Raw genomic sequence first — 17,224 nt, 5'->3', positions numbered from 1 at the left:
AAACTGCGTCGGATAAAGACGACTCGGGCGATTATGACTGCAATCCTCTCCAACTTGCAAGCAACCCGCGAGGCTATTGCCCAAGCCGCCAGAGCGGCACATCGGAATGTGACGGAAGTCCGTTTGCTCGCCGTCAGCAAGACCTTTCCCGCGATGGCCGTGCGCGAGGCATACAGTGGCGGGCAGACGGCTTTCGGCGAGAACTATCTGCAGGAAGCACTGGCGAAGATCGGTGCGTTGCGCGATTTGCCGCTGGAGTGGCATTTCATCGGTCCCATCCAGAGCAACAAGACGCGCGCCATCGCCGAGAGTTTTGCCTGGGTGCACAGTGTGGACCGGTTGAAGATCGCCGAACGGCTATCGGCACAGCGACCCTCAAATCTGCCCCCGTTGAATATCTGTCTGCAAGTAAACGTGAGCGAAGAAGAGAGCAAGAGCGGTGTTGCGGCAGAAGATGCGGTACAACTGGCACAACAGCTTGCGCGTTTGCCGCACATCAAGTTGCGCGGATTGATGACGATACCGGCTCCCGCTGTGGGCGAAAGGGAGCAGCGCGCACCTTTCGCACAGATGCGGGCTTTGCTGGAAAGACTGAACTCGCAGGGCCTGGCTCTGGATACGCTTTCGATGGGCATGTCGCACGACTATCCCGCGGCCATCAAGGAGGGTGCTACCATCGTGCGGATCGGCACGGCGATATTCGGCCAGAGGTGAAATAGTTTCGCGTAGCGACACGTTTGGCCCCTGTGTCAATTCCACGTCCAGCTTGCTGGACAGTGGATTTGCCAGCCTTTGGTGTTCCCTCCGGGGTAACCAATGACTTGGCTGACGTTGTTTGACAGCCTGGTCAGATGGCTAGTAGTTTTATCAGAGGGTGCGGGAACGGGTGGGGCAAATTACATTATCAGGTATGGCTATTTGCCATACACGTGACGGAGACAACAAATGAAGATCACTTTCATCGGTGGTGGCAACATGGCCAGGGCATTGATCGGCGGGCTGATCAAGCGCGGCTATTCTCCTTCCAAGATGCACGTCGTTGAAGTGGGCAAAGAGAAATGTGCGGAGCTGCACAACGAATTCGGGGTCAGGGCAACGATGGAGATGGCAACTGCCGTGGCGCACGGAGAGGCGGTGATCCTGGCAGTCAAGCCGCAACAGATGCAGGAAGTCGCTGTGCAGCTTGCCCCGATCATTGATGGGCAACTCGTCATTTCCATCGCTGCGGGTATCCGCACACAGGACTTGGCACGCTGGATGGGAACACAGAACATCGTGCGCTGCATGCCCAATACGCCTGCGCTCATTCGCTGTGGCGTCACCGCCCTGTATGCGATGCCGGCGGTGAAACCGGAGCAATGCCAGCGCGCAGAGTCAATTCTTTCCGCAGTAGGCAGTACTTTGTGGATAGAGGACGAGGAGATGCTGGATGCAGTGACGGCTATTTCCGGCAGCGGACCGGCGTATGTGTTCTATTTCATCGAGGCGATGCAACAGGCAGCCTATGAGTTGGGGCTGGACGAAACGCAGGCGCGACAGTTGGTGCTGGATACATTCCTCGGAGCCAGCAAACTGGCGGACAGCAGCCAGGAAGATGTCGCTACCCTGCGCGAGCGCGTGACTTCCAAGAAAGGCACGACCGAACGTGCATTGCTCAGCATGGAGAAAAACCAGGTGAAGATGGACATCGTCGCCGCCATCCATGCGGCAGCAGCGCGTTCCAGGGAAATGGGCGACGAACTTGGGAAGGATGCCTGATGCTGGGTGAGACGCTGTCGTTTTTGCTCGACGCACTGGTGCAGCCCTTCGCGGCCATCCTGCTGTTCCGTTTCCATGCGGTATGGCTGCAGGCACCGATGCGCAATCCCATAGGCGAGTTCCTGATGGCGCTGACTGACTTTGTCGTATTGCGCGCGCGCCGCTACATTCCAAGGATTCTTGGCCTGGATACTGCCTCTTTGCTGTTGGCGTTCCTGGTCGAATTTTTCTATCTCTGTGCCTTGTTATGGCTGCAGGGTTACGCTTTCGAAACATTCCACTTGCCCGGACTGTTGCTATGGACGGCGGTCAAGTTGCTGAAGATCAGTTTTTACCTGCTCATGGCCACGTTGATCACAGAAGCGATCCTGTCCTGGGTCAATCCGCATACACCGCTTGCGCCGATGCTGGGCGCGGTCAACCGTCCCTTCGTGCAACCTTTGCGCCGCCGCATCCCGCCGGTAGGCAATGTTGATCTCTCGGTGCTGGTGCTGCTCCTTGTCTGCCAGCTTATCCTCATCGTGCCGATAGGCGGATTGGAACAGGCCGTGATGAGATTGCTGTGAGTGCATGGTATCGCCGCAACGGCGAAGTGCTCACCCTGACCTTGCACATCCAGCCCGGTGCAAAACGCACCGAAGTGGCTGGTTTGCATGGTGTGGCCCTCAAGATCCGCCTCGCCGCTCCGCCGGTCGAAGGCCGTGCCAACGAAGCACTCCTGAAATTCATCGCCGAATCCTTCGGCGTTTCACTACGACAGGTCGAGCTCAAACAAGGCGGGCAATCCCGCCACAAAGTCGTGGCGATCACGGGTAGCAAGGTGGAGCCGGAGAACTTGCTGGCCTGACACTTAAGTTGCCGTGTCATGTTCGCGTCACAAAGATTCCTTATAAGGGTATCCATGATGAAGCGAATCTTGTTCGGGTGGCTATTGATGACCAGCACTATAGCCTGGCCGGATACCCAATATCCGGGTTTGCAAGTGGATGTAAAAAGGGCCGGCAGCTTGTATACCTTCATCGCCAATTTCGATACCCCGTTGACTAAATGTGCCGCTTACCGTTACTTGACTGATTATGAAGCGGCAAAGAGTTTGCCGGGTGTGGTTGAATCGCTTGCCTATCGCGAAACCGCAAACACGGTAAGGGTTGAACGCACAGCCGACGAACATGTCCTGTTTTTCCATGTCCGGCTTCATTCGATCATGGAGTACACAGAAAAGCCTTATGAGGGTATTTCCTTTATGCAGTTGTCAGGCGATTCGAAAGAATTTCAGGGAAGCTGGAGCATCCAGCCGAACCAGCATGGAAGTACGCTCAGGTTCCAGGGGGTGTGGGAGCCGGACACCCTGATTCCACTGTTCATCATCGACCATTTTGCAAAAAACGGCCTCGTGGACAGATTCAGCGCTATCGCCCAATTGGCCGAGAAGCGCAACGACACGGCCTCAACTCAATGTGAAGACCAGCAACAAATGGCCAACGTAGTAGAATAAGACTGACTTGAGTTGGTTTGTGGGCTTGATTCAAACAAGGCTTGCAACCGCGAATCAAGGTCTGGCAGGAGATTTTGCAGGGTAATTGGGATCCAACCACTTGCCAACGAGTGAAATATCCTCAACAATCCGTACCCGGTACTTCAACCGCAACCAAGGAGCAAAAACGCATGAACCGTAAAGAACTCATCGACGCACTGGCAACCAAGACAGACAGCAGCAAGGCTGATGCTGACCGCAACATCGCTGCCCTGATTGAAATCATCACCGCTACCCTGAAGAAGGGCGACAACGTTGCGTTGGTAGGCTTCGGCACATTCGAGGTCCGCAAGCGTGCAGCTCGCAATGGCCGTAACCCGTCCACTGGCGCTGCTATCAAGATCAAGGCTTCCAAGCAGCCCGCATTCAAGGCTGGTGCTACCTTGAAAGCCGCAGTCAACGGCGTTAAGAAGTAATTATCCAGGCCAGAGATGGCTTAGGAAAAAGGCCGGCGACAAGCCGGCCTTTTCAGTTGGGCAGGGCACGTCAGGCAGGATTTCTGTTATGCATTCCAGTGCCACTATTGGCACTGCTTGCGTATTTTCGCCATTCTTGACGCAGGTATATTTCCTCAGTAACCTTGTCATGTACTTGTAACAATAGTTTCATGCTTGGCAATAAGCTTTATACAAAATCTGAAAACGGCAAACTGGTCAAAAGATCAGGACGCAAAATTACCGGTCTAAGGGGCTTCGGCGCTATGACAGCGGGATCACCAGATACATTCGCGCGAATTCCCGCGCAAGACTTCTGCGTCTCTCTTGTCATTCTCCTCACCCTGAAATAACCCGGTTTTGCCGCTTATCTGGGCGGTGCCAGAAACAGGTTTTGCCGGCAGGGTCTCTTGTTGGTCCCAAGCAAGCTTCGCCAAAATATTTGGCGATGGCTGCCTGTGAAGCTGTCTGACCGGCTGGAAATTTAGATTTGTTTGTGCTTTAAATCAGGAGAAAAAATGAAGAGGAATAAGACTTGGGGCGGCTTGAACGCAATTTTTATGTTGTTGTTGATGCTGAATCAGGCACAGGCGGGCGTCATTTTTGGGATAGGGGCAACTTTTCCCAAGCAGGTTTACCAGGAATGGGGGAAACAATACAAGGCTGAAACCGGATCGGCACTGGCATATTTTGCGCAGGGTTCCGGCAAAGGCATCGAAGCGATCTTGGCGGGGAAGGCCGACTTTGGGGCGAGTGACAAACCATTAATATTCGAAGAGCTGGAAAAAAGCAAGTTGATGCAATTTCCTGCATTGATCGGGGGTGTTGTTCCCGTCGTCAATATCAAAAAAATAGGCGACGGGCAGCTGCAACTGGATGGTGTCATTCTGGCAGATATTTATCTTGGCAAAATCAGACGCTGGAATGATCAGGCGATCGTCGCCCTCAATCCCGGACTGGCTTTGCCTGACGAAGCAATCGACGTGATGCATCGCTCGGACAGTTCGGGCAGCACCTTTGTCCTGACCGACTATTTGTCCAAGGTCAGCAGTGAATGGAAAACCACCATGGGCGCAGCAACAGCGGTAGCCTGGAAGGTGGGGGAAGGCGTTGACGGCGGTGATAATCTGGCAAAAAAAATCGGCAATACGCCGAATTCCATCGGCTATCTCGATCCGTCTGTAGTGCAACAGAGGCATCTGACCTTCGTGAAGATGCGCAATCGTGACGGCAAGTATGTCAGCCCGAATCAGGCCTCGTTTGCGGCCGCGGCGAAGAATGCAGAATGGAGTGCGTCTAACGGGTTCAACCAATCGCTGACCGATCAGATCGGTTCTGAAAGCTGGCCGCTGGCCACCGCCACCTACATCATTATTTCCCGCAGTCCTGCTGAAGCGTCCGGAACCGAGGAGGCATTGAAATATTTTGACTGGACATTCCGCAAGGGAAACCTGATCGCCCAGGATCTTGGATTCGTTTTGATCCCGCCCGAGGCGATGCAAAGCGTGCGCGATTCATGGAAGATGCAGATCAAGGACCGCGCCGGCCGGCCTTTGTGGAAATAGGCAGATGTAAGTTATCGGCTGTATGAGTTTCAAGCGCCGGTGCCTGAAGAAAGAAGATAGCGCCGACTTTTCATCAGTCACCGAAACTGTGGCATTACGTACAAGCTTACATCAGGATGACATCGTATTGTTCCTGCGTGTAGAGCGTTTCCACCTGCAGGGAGACGGGCTTGCCGATGAAGTCGGAAAGCATGGCGAGGCTTTGCGATTCCTCGTCCAGGAACAGGTCAATGACTTGTTGTGAACCCAGGATACGGTATTCGCGGGCGTTGAACTGGCGTGCTTCGCGCACGATCTCACGCAGGATCTCATAGCACACGGTCTGCGCGGTCTTTACTTCGCCGCGCCCCTGGCAGGTCGGGCAGGGCTCGCACAGTACATGCGCCAGGCTTTCGCGGGTGCGTTTGCGCGTCATCTCCACCAGGCCCAGCGAGGAAAAGCCGCTCACACTGATGCGAGTGTGGTCGTGCGCCAGCATTTTTTTGAATTCATCCAGCACCGCATCACGGTGCTCTGTCGTGTCCATGTCGATGAAGTCGCAGATGATGATGCCACCCAGATTGCGCAGCCGCAATTGGCGCGCAATGACCTGCGCGGCTTCCAGATTGGTCTTGAAGATCGTGTCGTCGAAATTGCGCCCGCCGACGAATCCGCCAGTGTTGACGTCTACGGTGGTCAGGGCTTCGGTCTGGTCGATGATGAGGTAACCGCCCGATTTCAGGTCCACGCGGCGTGACAGCGCGCGCTCGATCTCTTCTTCCACGCTGTACATGTCGAACAGCGGGCGGGCTCCGAGATAGTGTTCCAGCTTGGGCACGGCGGTGGCAATGTAGTCGGTGGCAAAAGCCAGCATGCGTTCATGCGTCTCGCGGGAATCTACGAGGACGCGCGCCGACTTTTCATCCACGAAATCGCGCAACACGCGCAGGCTGATGTCCAGTTCTTTGTATAACAATTCGGGGGCAGCCATACGCTGGGATTTCAATTGAAGATTGCCCCACAGCTTGTCCAGATAAGCAACATCGGCCCGCAATTCGTTGTCGGATGCGGATTCTGCCATGGTGCGAATGATGTATCCGCCCTTGTGCTCGGCTGGCAGCACTTGCTGCAGCTTGGCACGCAAGGCCTCGCGTTCATCCTCGTCTTCAATACGCTGCGAAACACCGATATGTGCTTCCTGAGGCAGATAAACCAGCATGCGCCCTGCAAAGCTCAGTTGTGTTGAGAGTCGCGCGCCCTTCGTACCGATGGGGTCCTTGATGACTTGTACCAGCAGGCTTTGCCCCTCGAACAATACTTTTTCAATAGGCTTCGCGGCGGCCTCGCCGCTTGCGCGGTTCTCCCAGATATCGGCGACATGCAGGAAGGCAGACCGCTCAAGGCCGATATCGATGAATGCCGACTGCATGCCGGGCAACACCCGCTTTACTTTGCCGACATAGACGTTGCTCACCAAGCCGCGCTGGCTGCCGCGTTCGATGTGCAGTTCCTGCACGACGCCCTGTTGCATCACCGCGACGCGCGTTTCCTGCGGGGTGACATTGATCAATATCTCTTCTGTCATGGTGCGGGATATCCGAATAGTTTCAGCAATTCTACCGTTTCAAACAGCGGCAGTCCCATCACACCGGTGTAGCTGCCCTCGATGCGCTTCACGAAGGCGCCGGCATGTCCCTGGATGCCATAGGCACCCGCTTTGTCGTGAGCCTCTCCGGTCAGCAGGTAACGGCGGATGCGTTCTTCGCCCAGCGTGTCGAACGCGATGGTGGTCGTCGACAGGCGCATCTCGATACGTTCCCCGAATGACATCGCGACCGCGGTCAGCACCTGATGCTGCTTCCCGGAGAGCATGCGTAATATTTCCGCGGCATGTTCGTTATCATCCGGCTTGCCGATGATTTTCCCGTCTAGCGTGACGGTGGTATCCGCTGCCAGCACCGGAAGCAGCGGCAAATTGCGCAATATCAGCGTTTCCCAGCCGGCACGCGCCTTGTCTCGGCATACGCGCTGCACGTAATCCAGCGGTATTTCGCCTTCGTGCGGCGTTTCGTCGACGCTGACCTTGCGCCGCGGATCGCTGCGCAACAACAGCATGTCGTAATGGATGCCGATTTGCTTGAGCAATTCCCGTCGGCGCGGGCTTTGAGAGGCGAGGTAGATGCGTTGGTGTTTACTCATGGCAACAAGGATAGCCCAAAATACGGGCTATTCGCGATGGTAAGGATGATTGTGCAGCAGGCTGTGTGCCCGATACAGTTGTTCGGCCAGCAACACGCGCACCATGCCGTGCGGCAGGGTAAGGGCAGACAGCGCCATCAAATGCTGCGCTTTTTGTTTGACGGATTCATGCAGCCCGTCCGCGCCGCCGATGATAAAAGCGACATCGCAGCCGCGCTGCATCCAGTCCTGCATCTGCTGGCTGAGCTGTTTGGTGGTGGGGGTCGCACCGTGCTCGTCGAGGGCGATGCACAGGGCGCCATTGGGCAGGGCGGCGCGAATACGCTGCGCCTCGGCTTCCATGATTTGCGTCGCCGTCTTGCCGCTGTTGCGCGCTTCCGGCTTGATCTCGATCAGTGAAATCATGGCTTCGCGCGGCATGCGCTTGGTGTATTCGTTGAAGCCTTCGGTGATCCAGGCGGGCATCTTATTGCCCACCGCCAGGATCAGCAGTTTCATTTACCTGAAATCGCGCGCTGCTTGGGATGCACGCTCCACAGTTCTTCGAGGTTGTAGTAGGCGCGCACCGCGGGCTGCATGATGTGCACGACCACTTCGCCCAGATCGACCAGCACCCATTCGCCGCTGTCTTCACCTTCGGTGCTGTTGACCGTCTCGCCCAGCGCTTTGAGCTTTACCACCACGCTGCTCGCCAGCGCCTTGGTTTGACGCGTGGACTGCGCGCTGGCGACAACCATGCGCTCGAACAGGGGGCTGAGCTTGCTGGTGTCGATGACGGTGATGTCGAGCGCTTTGACGTCTTCCAGGGCGGAGACGACGGCTTGGGTTTTTTCTTCAGTGTTTAGCATTGACGGTAAAGTTCGTGAGTGTTGATGTAATTGGTGACGACATCCGGCACCAGAAAACGGGTACTTTTTCCTTCCGCACAGCGGCGGCGGATGTCGGTGGAGGAAATTTCCAGGGCGGGCATGTCGGCGACGAAGATCGCGCCGCTGGGGGTCTCGTGCAACGCACCTGCACCCGGGGCGAGGCGCGTCTGATATTCGGCCTGCAACGCGGCATCGGCCTTGAGCATCGCATTGCCCAGCGGCTGGCCGCCGGCACGCTGCAATACCACGATATGGGCCAGTTCGAACAGGCGTTTCCACTCATGCCAGGTGTGCAGATGCAAAAAGGCGTCGCCTCCGAGGATCAGGCACAGCGGCTGTTGCGGGCCAAGTTCGGCGCGCAAACCCGCCAGTGTGTCCACCGTATAACAGGGGTCGGTACGGAACACCTCGCGTACATCGACCAGAAAGTCGGAATGGCCGTTCAGGGCCAGACGCACCATCTCCCAGCGCGATTTGGCCGAGGCGCTTGGCGTCGGGCGATGCGGCGGCGTGCCGCAGGGAACGAAACGCACCTGCGCCATACCGCACTGTTCCAGCGCCTCCTGTGCGATACGCAGATGCCCATTGTGGATGGGATCGAAAGTGCCGCCCAGGATGCCGATGGGAGAGGTACTCACCGGATTACAGCGCCAGCCTGCGCATGTCGGACAACACATGCGCCAGGTAAGTGGTGAAACGCGCGCCGGCAGCACCGTCGATCACGCGGTGATCGTAGGACAGCGACAGCGGCAGCATCAGGCGAGGCACGAATTCGCCGTCCTTCCAGACCGGTTTCATGCTGGAGCGCGACACGCCGAGAATGGCGACTTCCGGCGCATTGATGATAGGCGTGAACGAAGTGCCGCCGATGCCGCCCAGGCTGGAAATGGTGAAACAGCCGCCCTGCATGTCCGCGGCCGTGATTTTCTTCTCGCGTGCCTTGGCGCTGACTTCGCCCAGTTCCTTCGCCAACTGCACGATGCCTTTTTGGTCCACGTCGCGTATCACTGGCACCATCAGCCCGTCCGGCGTATCCACGGCAACGCCGATATGGATGTATTTCTTCAGCACTAGATTTTCGCCGCTGGCATCCAGCGACGCATTGAAATCAGGGAAGTGTTTCAGGGTGATCGCGCAGGCCTTGAGCATGAAGGCGAGCGGGGTGATCTTGAAGCTTTCTTTTGCGTATTCCAGACCCAACTCTTTGCGGAAAGCTTCCATCTCGCTGATGTCTGCTTCCTCGAACTGGGTCACGTGCGGAATGGTCACCCAGTTGCGGCGCAGGTTGGCGCCGGAGATCTTCTTGATGCGCGACAGCGGTTTGGTTTCTATCGCGCCGTACTTGGCGAAATCCACCGCCGGCATTTCCGGCACTTGCAGGCCGCTGCCGCCGGCCGGTTGCGCCAGCGACTTTTTGACGAAGTTCTGCACGTCGTCCTTGGTCACGCGGCCTTTTTCGCCGCTACCGCCTACCTGAGTCAGGTTCACGCCCAGTTCGCGCGCAAAGCGGCGAATGGACGGACTGGCATGTGCGCTGCCGGACGCAGGGGTCGCCATCGGGGCGGCTGAAATTGCTGCCGCGACAGCTGCGGGTTCGGCGGGAGACGGGGTTGCGGGCACAACGGGAACTGCTGGTGCGGCCGCAGGTGCTACCGCAGCCGGGGCCACCGCCTGTGCCGCAGCTTCACCGCTCGCTTCAATCGTCACGATCAATGTACCTTCAGATACCTTGTCGCCCACCTTCACCTTCACATCTTTTACCACGCCACCGAACGGCGCAGGTACGTCTATGGTCGCCTTGTCGGTCTCCAGCGAAATAAGTGCCTGCTCGGCGCTTACCTTGTCGCCGGCCTTCACCGACACTTCGATGACACTCACATCCTTGAAATTGCCGATGTCCGGCACTAACACATTCTTGATTTCGGCCACGTTGTTCCCCTTGCCTTAAACCGTCGTCGGGTTCGGTTTGTCAGGATTGATCTTGTACAGCTTGATCGCCTTGCTCACCTCGCTCGCCGGGATAGCTCCCTCGTCTGCCAGCGCCTTCAACGCGGTGATGGCGACGTAGTGGCGATCCACCTCAAAGAAGCCGCGCAATTTTTTGCGCGTATCCGAGCGGCCGAAACCGTCCGTGCCCAGCGTCTTGTAATGCGCCTTGACGAACGGACGGATCTGGTCGGAATAGGAACGGATGTAATCCGTTGCAGAGATCACGGGGATCTTGGCGTCCAGACATTGTTCAACATAGCTCACGCGTGGCTTGGCTTCAGGATGCAGGGTATTCCAGCGTTCGCAATCGATGCCTTCGCGCCGTAGTTCGTTATAGCTGGTCACACTCCACACGTCGGCGGATACGCCGAAATCCTTCTCCAGCAGTTCAGCCGCGGCGATCACTTCACGCAGAATCGTTCCGCTGCCCAGCAGTTGCACCTTGGCTTTCGCCTTGGCTTTGCCCGCGCTGAACTTGTACATACCTTTGATGATGCCTTCCTCCGCGCCCTTGGGCATGGCCGGATGCGCGTAGTTCTCGTTCATCACCGTCAGGTAATAGAACACGTCTTCCTGGTTATGGTACATGCGGCGCATGCCGTCATGCACGATCACGGCCAGCTCATAGGCAAAGGTCGGATCGTAGCTTACGCAGTTAGGGATCATGGCGGCCTGCAGGTGGCTGTGCCCGTCCTGATGCTGCAGGCCTTCGCCATTCAGGGTGGTGCGGCCTGCAGTGCCTCCGACGAGGAAGCCGCGCGCGCGCAGGTCGCCGGCCGCCCAGGCCATATCGCCGATACGCTGGAAACCGAACATCGAGTAATAGATGTAGAACGGGATCATCGCCGTGCCGTTGTTGGCGTAAGAAGTCGCCGCGGCGATCCAGTCGGCCATGCCGCCGGCTTCGTTGATGCCCTCCTGCAATATCTGTCCGGTCGACGACTCTTTGTAGAACATGAGTTGGTCGGCGTCTTCCGGCGTGTACAGCTGGCCGACCTGCGAGAAGATACCGAGCTGGCGGAACATGCCTTCCATGCCGAAGGTGCGAGATTCGTCCGGGACGATGGGCACGATCTTCTTGCCGATGTTCTTGTCTTTTACCAGCACGCTGAGCAGGCGTACAAAAGCCATGGTGGTGGAGAATTCACGGCCCTCGCTGTCCTTGAGCAAGGCGTCGAATGCCGACAGTTCCGGAATCGTCAGCGGCTCGCTGAGCGGTTTGCGTGCCGGTAGCGTACCCATCGCCGCGCCGCGCTCCCGCAGGTATTTCATTTCCTGGCTGTCTTCCGCGGGACGCACGAAGGGCAGGTTGGGCAATTGTTCGTCGGTGACGGGAATGTTGAAGCGGTCGCGGAACTTGCGCAACGCTTCCTCGCCGATCTTCTTTTGCTGGTGCGTCGGGTTCTGTCCTTCGCCCGCTTCGCCCATGCCGTAACCTTTGACCGTCTTGGCGAGGATCACGGTCGGCTGGCCTTTGTGCTTCATGGCCGCAGAATAGGCCGCAAACATCTTGAACGGGTCGTGACCACCGCGGTTCAGGCGCCAGATATCGTCGTCCGACATGTCTGCGACAAGTTCCAGCAGTTCCGGATACTTGCCGAAGAAATGCTGGCGCACGTACGCGCCATCCTTGGATTTATAGGTCTGGTATTCGCCGTCGACCACTTCTTCCATGCGCTTCAGCAACAGGCCTGTCTTATCCTTGAGCAACAGGCGATCCCACCAGCGGCCCCAAATGACCTTGATCACGTTCCAACCCGCGCCGCGGAATACGCCTTCCAGTTCCTGAATGATCTTGCCGTTGCCACGCACCGGGCCGTCCAAGCGCTGCAGATTGCAGTTGATCACGAAGATCAGGTTGTCGAGTTGTTCGCGCCCGGCCATCGAGATCGCGCCCAGCGATTCCGGTTCGTCGGTCTCACCGTCGCCGAGGAAAGCCCATACCTTGCGATTGTCGGTATGCGCGAGTTCGCGGTGTTGCAGATAACGCATGAAGCGGGCCTGGTAAATCGCCATCAACGGGCCCAGACCCATGGATACGGTGGGGAACTGCCAGAAATCGGGCATCAGCCACGGATGCGGATAGGAGGACAACCCTCCTCCATCCACTTCCTGGCGGAATTTATACAGCTGTTCTTCGCTCAGGCGGCCTTCGATGAAAGCGCGGGCATAGATGCCGGGCGAAGAGTGGCCCTGGAAGTACACCAGGTCGCCACCGTGATCGTCGGTCTTGCCGTGAAAGAAATGGTTGAAAGCGACGTCGTACAAAGTCGCGGCCGAGGCGAAGCTGGCGATATGGCCGCCCAGTTCGGACGATTCCTTGTTGGCGTTCATGACGATGGCCATTGCGTTCCAGCGCATCAGGGCGCGGATGCGGTGCTCCAGCTCCATGTTGCCGGCAGAGCGCTCTTCCTTGTCCAGCGGGATCGTGTTGATGTAGGGGGTGGTGGCGCTGATCGGCATATCGTCGCCGGCCATGCGGGCATGATGGATCAATTGGTCCATCAGGAAGTGGGCGCGCTCAGCGCCTTCCTTTTCCAGCACGGATTGGAGCGCATCCAGCCACTCCTGCGTTTCCAGCGGATCGCGATCTACATTTTCCGGTTGTTGCATTGGCATCTCTACTCTCTCCCTAAGTTGCAGCGTATCATTTCGGCTTCCGTCACCAGCCACTCCACATTGCGGTCGGTACTCTCTTGCGGAATCTCCTGCACTACTTGTAGCGCGAACGCGCCGGCGACCAAAGCCGGCCGATGCGGTATTTGTGCCAGCAGTTTGTCGTAAAAACCGCCGCCGTATCCCAACCGTGCACCCTCGCGGGTGAACGCCACGCCGGGTAACAGGATGAACTCCACCGTTCCAAGCGCTTCTTCTTTTATACAGCGTTCTGCAACTGGCTCACGTATACCCCATGAACCGGGTGCCACATCATGCTCCAAATCCTGCACCCGATATAAGTCCAGATGTCTGCTGGCACGGTTCACTCGCGGCAGCAACACCTGCTTGCCGTCGGCCAGCGCCTGCCGTACCCACAGCTCGGCCACCAATTCTGCGCCGAAATTCAGATAACCCAGTACTGTCCGCGCCTGCTGATAGACCGGCAAATTGCGGGTAGATTCAACAATGGCACGGCTCAGGCGCAAGCGCTCGGCAACGGGCAACTTTTCGCGGTCGGCGATTATACTTTGCCGGAGGGCCCGCTTCCTAGCTTGGATGTTCATCAGCGCGCCGCCTTTCGTGTCCGCGACGTTAATTGCATGCCATCTTCCAGTATCTCTACCGGAACTTCGCGGTAATTCTTTAAAACCTGTTTTTTCGAGGGGGCGAATACGGAGGCTGCAACGGTCAGGTAATCCGGCAAGGTATCCGGATGTGTCTTGAAATACAGCCTGCCATCGAAAAGGATGCCGAAAAACACCTCGTCGGCGTAAAGGCCATGACCGCCAAACATGCGTTTGCAGCGCAGTCCTTCAAGAGCAGCAAGTTGCTCCAGCACGAAATCACGGAAGGAATCGGTAGCCATTTTTTGAACCTATATTTCTAGCAACTAAAGGTTAAAAAGGGCAACCACCGGCTGCCCTTTTGGGAATAAATAGCTTGGACAGATAGCTTGTGCTCATAAATTTGCATCAATAGGGGACATCTTTGTGGTGTTTGGCGGCGGCTTCTTTGCCGATCCAGTTAAGTGTGGGCATATTCTGTGGGTTTTTTCAACCTTTTTGTCGGCGTCGGCAAATTGACCCGCACAGTTGTTATTGAATAAAAATTTCAAGACTGACCTTTGAATAGGTCGGTGCGAGTGGCAGCAATGTGCAGCAAGGCTGCATGTAATTTTGGCACTTCTATCTCCACGACGTGCCAAAGCATTGCATTATTGATTCCGAAATAGCCATGAGCCAAACGGTTGCGCATTCCGATCAATTCGCGCCATGGCACCTCAGGAATTTTGCTGCGTATTTCTTCAGGGATATTTTTGGCTGCTTCACCGAATAACTGTACATTCCACAGAGTTGCATCGTAGTTGAGGCCGCTGGTTTCAAACTCTTCGCGTGTCAGGCCGTGTGTGTAGCTTATAACCTTCTCGCAAAATCCCAGCAAATCGTCGAAATACAGTTTCCATTCACGCGACATAATGCGCCTCATTCTCGATGTATGGCTTGAGTTGGGGGCGCAGGGCATCGCGGCTCACCAAATCTATTGCGCAGTGAAGATGATCTTCCAGATAAAACAAAAGGTCGAAGTAATTGCGGTAGTTCTCGCCACCTTCGAACTCTACCAGTACGTCGATATCACTGTCTTCGCGGGCTTCGTCGCGCACAACAGAGCCGAACAATGCCAGATGCTTTACACCAAACCGTTCGATGATGGTTTGTTTGTGTGATTCAAGGAAATCCAAAGCATCTTGTTTCTTCATGATTTGCGCGCTCCTTTCATCGAAAAGGCGGTTGCCACGATTTTATCCAAGAAACAGCCGGTACGCCGGATTGTCGCTCTCGTCCCAATAGCGGTAGCCGAGGGTGTCAAGGAAGGTCTTGAGCGCCTTTTTATCGCTGTGCGGCACTTGCATGCCGACCAATACGCGCCCGTAGTCCGCGCCGTGGTTGCGGTAGTGGAATAATGAGATGTTCCAGTTGTGGCTCATGCTGTTGAGGAAATTCATCAGTGCACCGGGACGTTCCGGGAACTCGAAACGGAACAGGATCTCGTCATGGGCGGCTGGCGCGTGACCGCCGACCAGGTGGCGCAGGTGCAGCTTGGCCATTTCATTGTCGGAGAGGTCGAGGGTGGCCAGCTTGTTGCGTTGCAGTTTGTCCACCAGGTCGGAAGTTTCCGACTGGTCTTTCACTTGAATGCCGACGAACACCTGCGCCGCTTTCGGATCGGCGAACCGGTAGTTGAACTCGGTGATGTTGCGTTTGCCGAGTAATGAACAGAATTTGCGGAAACTGCCCGGGGTTTCCGGGATGGTGACGGCGAGGATGGCTTCGCGCTTTTCACCGATTTCGGCGCGCTCCGCCACGAAGCGCAGGCGGTCGAAATTCATGTTTGCTCCGCAGGCGATGGGGATGAGCGTTTCGCCTTTGAGTTGTTCGCGCTTGGCGTACAGCTTGGCACCGGCAATCGCCAGCGCACCCGCGGGTTCGAGGATGGAACGCGTGTCCTGAAACACGTCCTTGATGGCCGCGCACACGGCGTCGGTATCCACCAGCACGATCTCGTCCACGTATTTTTTGCAGATGCGGAACGTCTCTTCGCCCACTTGCTTGACTGCCGTGCCGTCCGAGAACAGGCCGACGTCGGCGAGTTGCACGCGCTTGTTGGCTTTGAGGGAACGGTACATGGCGTCCGAATCGGTGGTTTGCACGCCGATTATTTTGATATCCGGGCGCACCTGTTTGACGTAGGCGGCCACGCCCGCGATCAGCCCGCCGCCGCCGATGGCGCAGAAGATGGCGTGGATGGGGGCCTGATGCTGGCGCAGTATCTCCATGCCGATGGTACCTTGCCCGGCGATCACATCGGGATCGTCGAACGGGTGCACGAACGTGAGATTCTTCTCTTTTTCCAGTTCGTACGCCCGGCTGCAGGCATCGCTGTAGCTGTCGCCGTGCAACACGATCTCGACGGAACGCTGGCCGAAATGTCGCACTGCCTCGATCTTGACTTGCGGGGTGGTGGTCGGCATCACGATGATGGCTTTGCAGCCGAGGCGGTGCGCGCTGAGTGCCACGCCCTGCGCGTGGTTGCCTGCCGAGGCGGCGATCACGCCGCGCTTGAGTTGCTCCGGGGTGAGTTGGGCCATCTTGTTATATGCGCCGCGCAGCTTGAACGAGAACACCGGCTGCATGTCTTCGCGTTTGAACAGGACGTTGTTGCCGATGCGCGCCGACAGGTTGGGCGCGTGTTCAAGTGGCGATTCGATGGCCACGTCATAGACGCGGGCAGTGAGAATACGTTTTAAATAGCTTTGCATGATGGGTTGCGAACAATTGAATTGTCCGCAAGATTAGCAGGAAACCGCCCGAACTGCCTAAATGTGCAGGCCGGTTACCCGGTAGAAATTTGCCAGGTCGCTCAAATCATCGAACACAGCAGCGGCCTCAGCGAAATCCTGGCGGTGCGTGTAGGGATTGGTGGTGACGTAGGTCTTGATGCCGGCCGCCAGCGCAGAACGCAGGCCGTTGTTGGAGTCTTCTAGCGCAATGCAGTCCTGCGGTGCGAGCTTGAGTTCATTCAGCACCCAGTTGTAGATATCCGGCGCGGGTTTTTTGTGCGGCACGATATCGCCGCAGCCGTTGGCGTCGAAATTTTTTGCCCAATCCTTCCCCAATCCCACTTCCAGCAAAGCAGAGACGTTCTCCGGGGTGGTGGTGGTTGCAATGGCGAGCCTGATACCGGCTTTGCGCGCATCCTCTATCAGTTGTTTGATGCCGGGGCGTAACGGAATGGCGCCGCCGCGCAACATGGCGGTGTAGTGGCCGGTCTTCACCGCATGCAGATTCTTGACGAAGCCGTCATAGTCAGCCGGTTTTTTGAAATCGGGCAGCCAGTTTTCGACGTAATACTTGATGCGTTCCTTGCCGCCGGTCACTTTCAGCAGCTTGTCGTACAGCGCCACGTCCCAGTTCCAGTCCAGCCCGCTTTCGGCGAATGCCTTGTTGAATGATTTGCGGTGCGCGTTTTCAGTGTCGGCCAGAGTGCCGTCAACATCGAATATGATTGCTTTGATAGTCATGTGTATCTCTTAAAATCCAGATTTCATCCCAACTGCTGCGTTACTCGGAAATTTCCTTGCTTACATATTCACTCATATGCCGCGCCGCGAAAATTTCCTCGCGCCTTGCATTTGGGCGAACTCTGAATTTTCAGAGACACACATAAGCGTGGTGATAAAAA

General features: G+C 56.7%; 20 protein-coding genes and 1 riboswitch. Of the genes, 7 read left to right on the top strand and 13 right to left on the bottom strand.

Translation table 11 applies throughout. From position 1 onward, the window contains the following. Nucleotides 1–33: 33 nt before the first annotated feature. From QOY30_RS16490 to pstS, 7 genes are all read left to right on the top strand, one after another. The gene (locus QOY30_RS16490; protein WP_283745713.1) at nucleotides 34–714 is read left to right on the top strand and encodes a YggS family pyridoxal phosphate-dependent enzyme; all 681 of its coding nucleotides are present in this window, start codon (nucleotides 34–36) and stop codon (nucleotides 712–714) included. Between the two features lie 231 nt (nucleotides 715–945). Further along, nucleotides 946–1,758: a pyrroline-5-carboxylate reductase gene (gene proC / locus QOY30_RS16485; protein WP_283745712.1), complete on the top strand. Its 813-nt coding sequence runs from the start codon at nucleotides 946–948 to the stop codon at nucleotides 1,756–1,758. After that, nucleotides 1,758–2,324 (top strand): YggT family protein, encoded by a 567-nt coding sequence (locus tag QOY30_RS16480; RefSeq protein WP_283745711.1) that lies wholly within the window; start codon nucleotides 1,758–1,760, stop codon nucleotides 2,322–2,324. Before proC ends, QOY30_RS16480 begins: the two co-directional genes overlap by 1 nt. After that, nucleotides 2,321–2,605, top strand: a complete 285-nt coding sequence (locus QOY30_RS16475; protein WP_283745710.1) for a DUF167 domain-containing protein — start codon at nucleotides 2,321–2,323, stop codon at nucleotides 2,603–2,605. Before QOY30_RS16480 ends, QOY30_RS16475 begins: the two co-directional genes overlap by 4 nt. 54 nt (nucleotides 2,606–2,659) lie before the next feature. Further along, on the top strand, nucleotides 2,660–3,253 hold the full coding sequence (locus QOY30_RS16470) for an SRPBCC family protein (protein WP_283745709.1): 594 nt from the start codon (nucleotides 2,660–2,662) through the stop codon (nucleotides 3,251–3,253). A gap of 170 nt (nucleotides 3,254–3,423) precedes the next feature. After that, nucleotides 3,424–3,708, top strand: coding sequence for an HU family DNA-binding protein (locus QOY30_RS16465; protein WP_283745708.1), 285 nt, complete (start codon nucleotides 3,424–3,426; stop codon nucleotides 3,706–3,708). Between the two features lie 217 nt (nucleotides 3,709–3,925). Continuing rightward, nucleotides 3,926–4,012, top strand: a riboswitch (cyclic di-GMP riboswitch). Between the two features lie 232 nt (nucleotides 4,013–4,244). Beyond that, nucleotides 4,245–5,291 carry a phosphate ABC transporter substrate-binding protein PstS gene (gene pstS, locus QOY30_RS16460; RefSeq protein ID WP_283745707.1) on the top strand — a complete coding sequence of 349 codons (1,047 nt, stop codon included), beginning with the start codon at nucleotides 4,245–4,247 and terminating at the stop codon, nucleotides 5,289–5,291. Nucleotides 5,292–5,397: 106 nt separating this feature from the next. Here the strand turns inward: pstS and rng are convergent, their stop codons facing one another. From rng to QOY30_RS16395, 13 genes are all read right to left on the bottom strand, one after another. After that, a complete protein-coding gene (rng, locus tag QOY30_RS16455; RefSeq protein WP_283745706.1) occupies nucleotides 5,398–6,855 on the bottom strand; it encodes a ribonuclease G in 1,458 nt (485 codons plus the stop codon). Then, complete coding sequence (locus QOY30_RS16450; protein WP_283745705.1) at nucleotides 6,852–7,469, bottom strand: Maf family protein; 618 nt, start codon at nucleotides 7,467–7,469, stop codon at nucleotides 6,852–6,854. Before QOY30_RS16450 ends, rng begins: the two co-directional genes overlap by 4 nt. Before the next feature lie 27 nt (nucleotides 7,470–7,496). Then, entirely contained in the window at nucleotides 7,497–7,967 is a 471-nt protein-coding gene (rlmH, locus tag QOY30_RS16445; protein ID WP_283745704.1) for a 23S rRNA (pseudouridine(1915)-N(3))-methyltransferase RlmH, read from the bottom strand. After that, the gene (gene rsfS, locus QOY30_RS16440; RefSeq protein WP_283745703.1) at nucleotides 7,964–8,317 is read right to left on the bottom strand and encodes a ribosome silencing factor; all 354 of its coding nucleotides are present in this window, start codon (nucleotides 8,315–8,317) and stop codon (nucleotides 7,964–7,966) included. The genes rlmH and rsfS overlap by 4 nt, the downstream gene beginning before the upstream one ends. After that, a complete protein-coding gene (gene nadD / locus QOY30_RS16435; RefSeq protein ID WP_283745702.1) occupies nucleotides 8,311–8,976 on the bottom strand; it encodes a nicotinate-nucleotide adenylyltransferase in 666 nt (221 codons plus the stop codon). Before nadD ends, rsfS begins: the two co-directional genes overlap by 7 nt. A 4-nt stretch (nucleotides 8,977–8,980) precedes the next feature. Then, nucleotides 8,981–10,267: a dihydrolipoyllysine-residue acetyltransferase gene (gene aceF, locus QOY30_RS16430; RefSeq protein ID WP_283745701.1), complete on the bottom strand. Its 1,287-nt coding sequence runs from the start codon at nucleotides 10,265–10,267 to the stop codon at nucleotides 8,981–8,983. 15 nt (nucleotides 10,268–10,282) lie between these two features. Beyond that, complete coding sequence (aceE, locus tag QOY30_RS16425; RefSeq protein WP_283745700.1) at nucleotides 10,283–12,946, bottom strand: pyruvate dehydrogenase (acetyl-transferring), homodimeric type; 2,664 nt, start codon at nucleotides 12,944–12,946, stop codon at nucleotides 10,283–10,285. Nucleotides 12,947–12,948: 2 nt separating this feature from the next. Next, entirely contained in the window at nucleotides 12,949–13,548 is a 600-nt protein-coding gene (locus QOY30_RS16420) for a 5-formyltetrahydrofolate cyclo-ligase (RefSeq protein WP_283745699.1), read from the bottom strand. Next, nucleotides 13,548–13,850, bottom strand: a complete 303-nt coding sequence (locus QOY30_RS16415) for a TfoX/Sxy family protein (protein WP_283745698.1) — start codon at nucleotides 13,848–13,850, stop codon at nucleotides 13,548–13,550. Before QOY30_RS16415 ends, QOY30_RS16420 begins: the two co-directional genes overlap by 1 nt. A 245-nt stretch (nucleotides 13,851–14,095) precedes the next feature. Beyond that, nucleotides 14,096–14,458, bottom strand: coding sequence for a HepT-like ribonuclease domain-containing protein (locus QOY30_RS16410; protein WP_283745697.1), 363 nt, complete (start codon nucleotides 14,456–14,458; stop codon nucleotides 14,096–14,098). Then, nucleotides 14,448–14,741, bottom strand: coding sequence for a nucleotidyltransferase family protein (locus QOY30_RS16405; RefSeq protein ID WP_283745696.1), 294 nt, complete (start codon nucleotides 14,739–14,741; stop codon nucleotides 14,448–14,450). Before QOY30_RS16405 ends, QOY30_RS16410 begins: the two co-directional genes overlap by 11 nt. Nucleotides 14,742–14,783: 42 nt before the next feature. Continuing rightward, complete coding sequence (gene ilvA, locus QOY30_RS16400) at nucleotides 14,784–16,301, bottom strand: threonine ammonia-lyase, biosynthetic (protein ID WP_283745695.1); 1,518 nt, start codon at nucleotides 16,299–16,301, stop codon at nucleotides 14,784–14,786. Between the two features lie 57 nt (nucleotides 16,302–16,358). Further along, nucleotides 16,359–17,063, bottom strand: a complete 705-nt coding sequence (locus tag QOY30_RS16395) for an HAD family hydrolase (protein WP_283745694.1) — start codon at nucleotides 17,061–17,063, stop codon at nucleotides 16,359–16,361. Nucleotides 17,064–17,224 lie beyond the last annotated feature (161 nt).

The sequence above is a fragment of the Sideroxydans sp. CL21 genome (assembly GCF_902459525.1).
In the GTDB taxonomy this organism is placed as follows: Bacteria; Pseudomonadota; Gammaproteobacteria; order Burkholderiales; family Gallionellaceae; genus Sideroxyarcus.
This window is presented reverse-complemented; position numbering and strand designations above follow the sequence as displayed.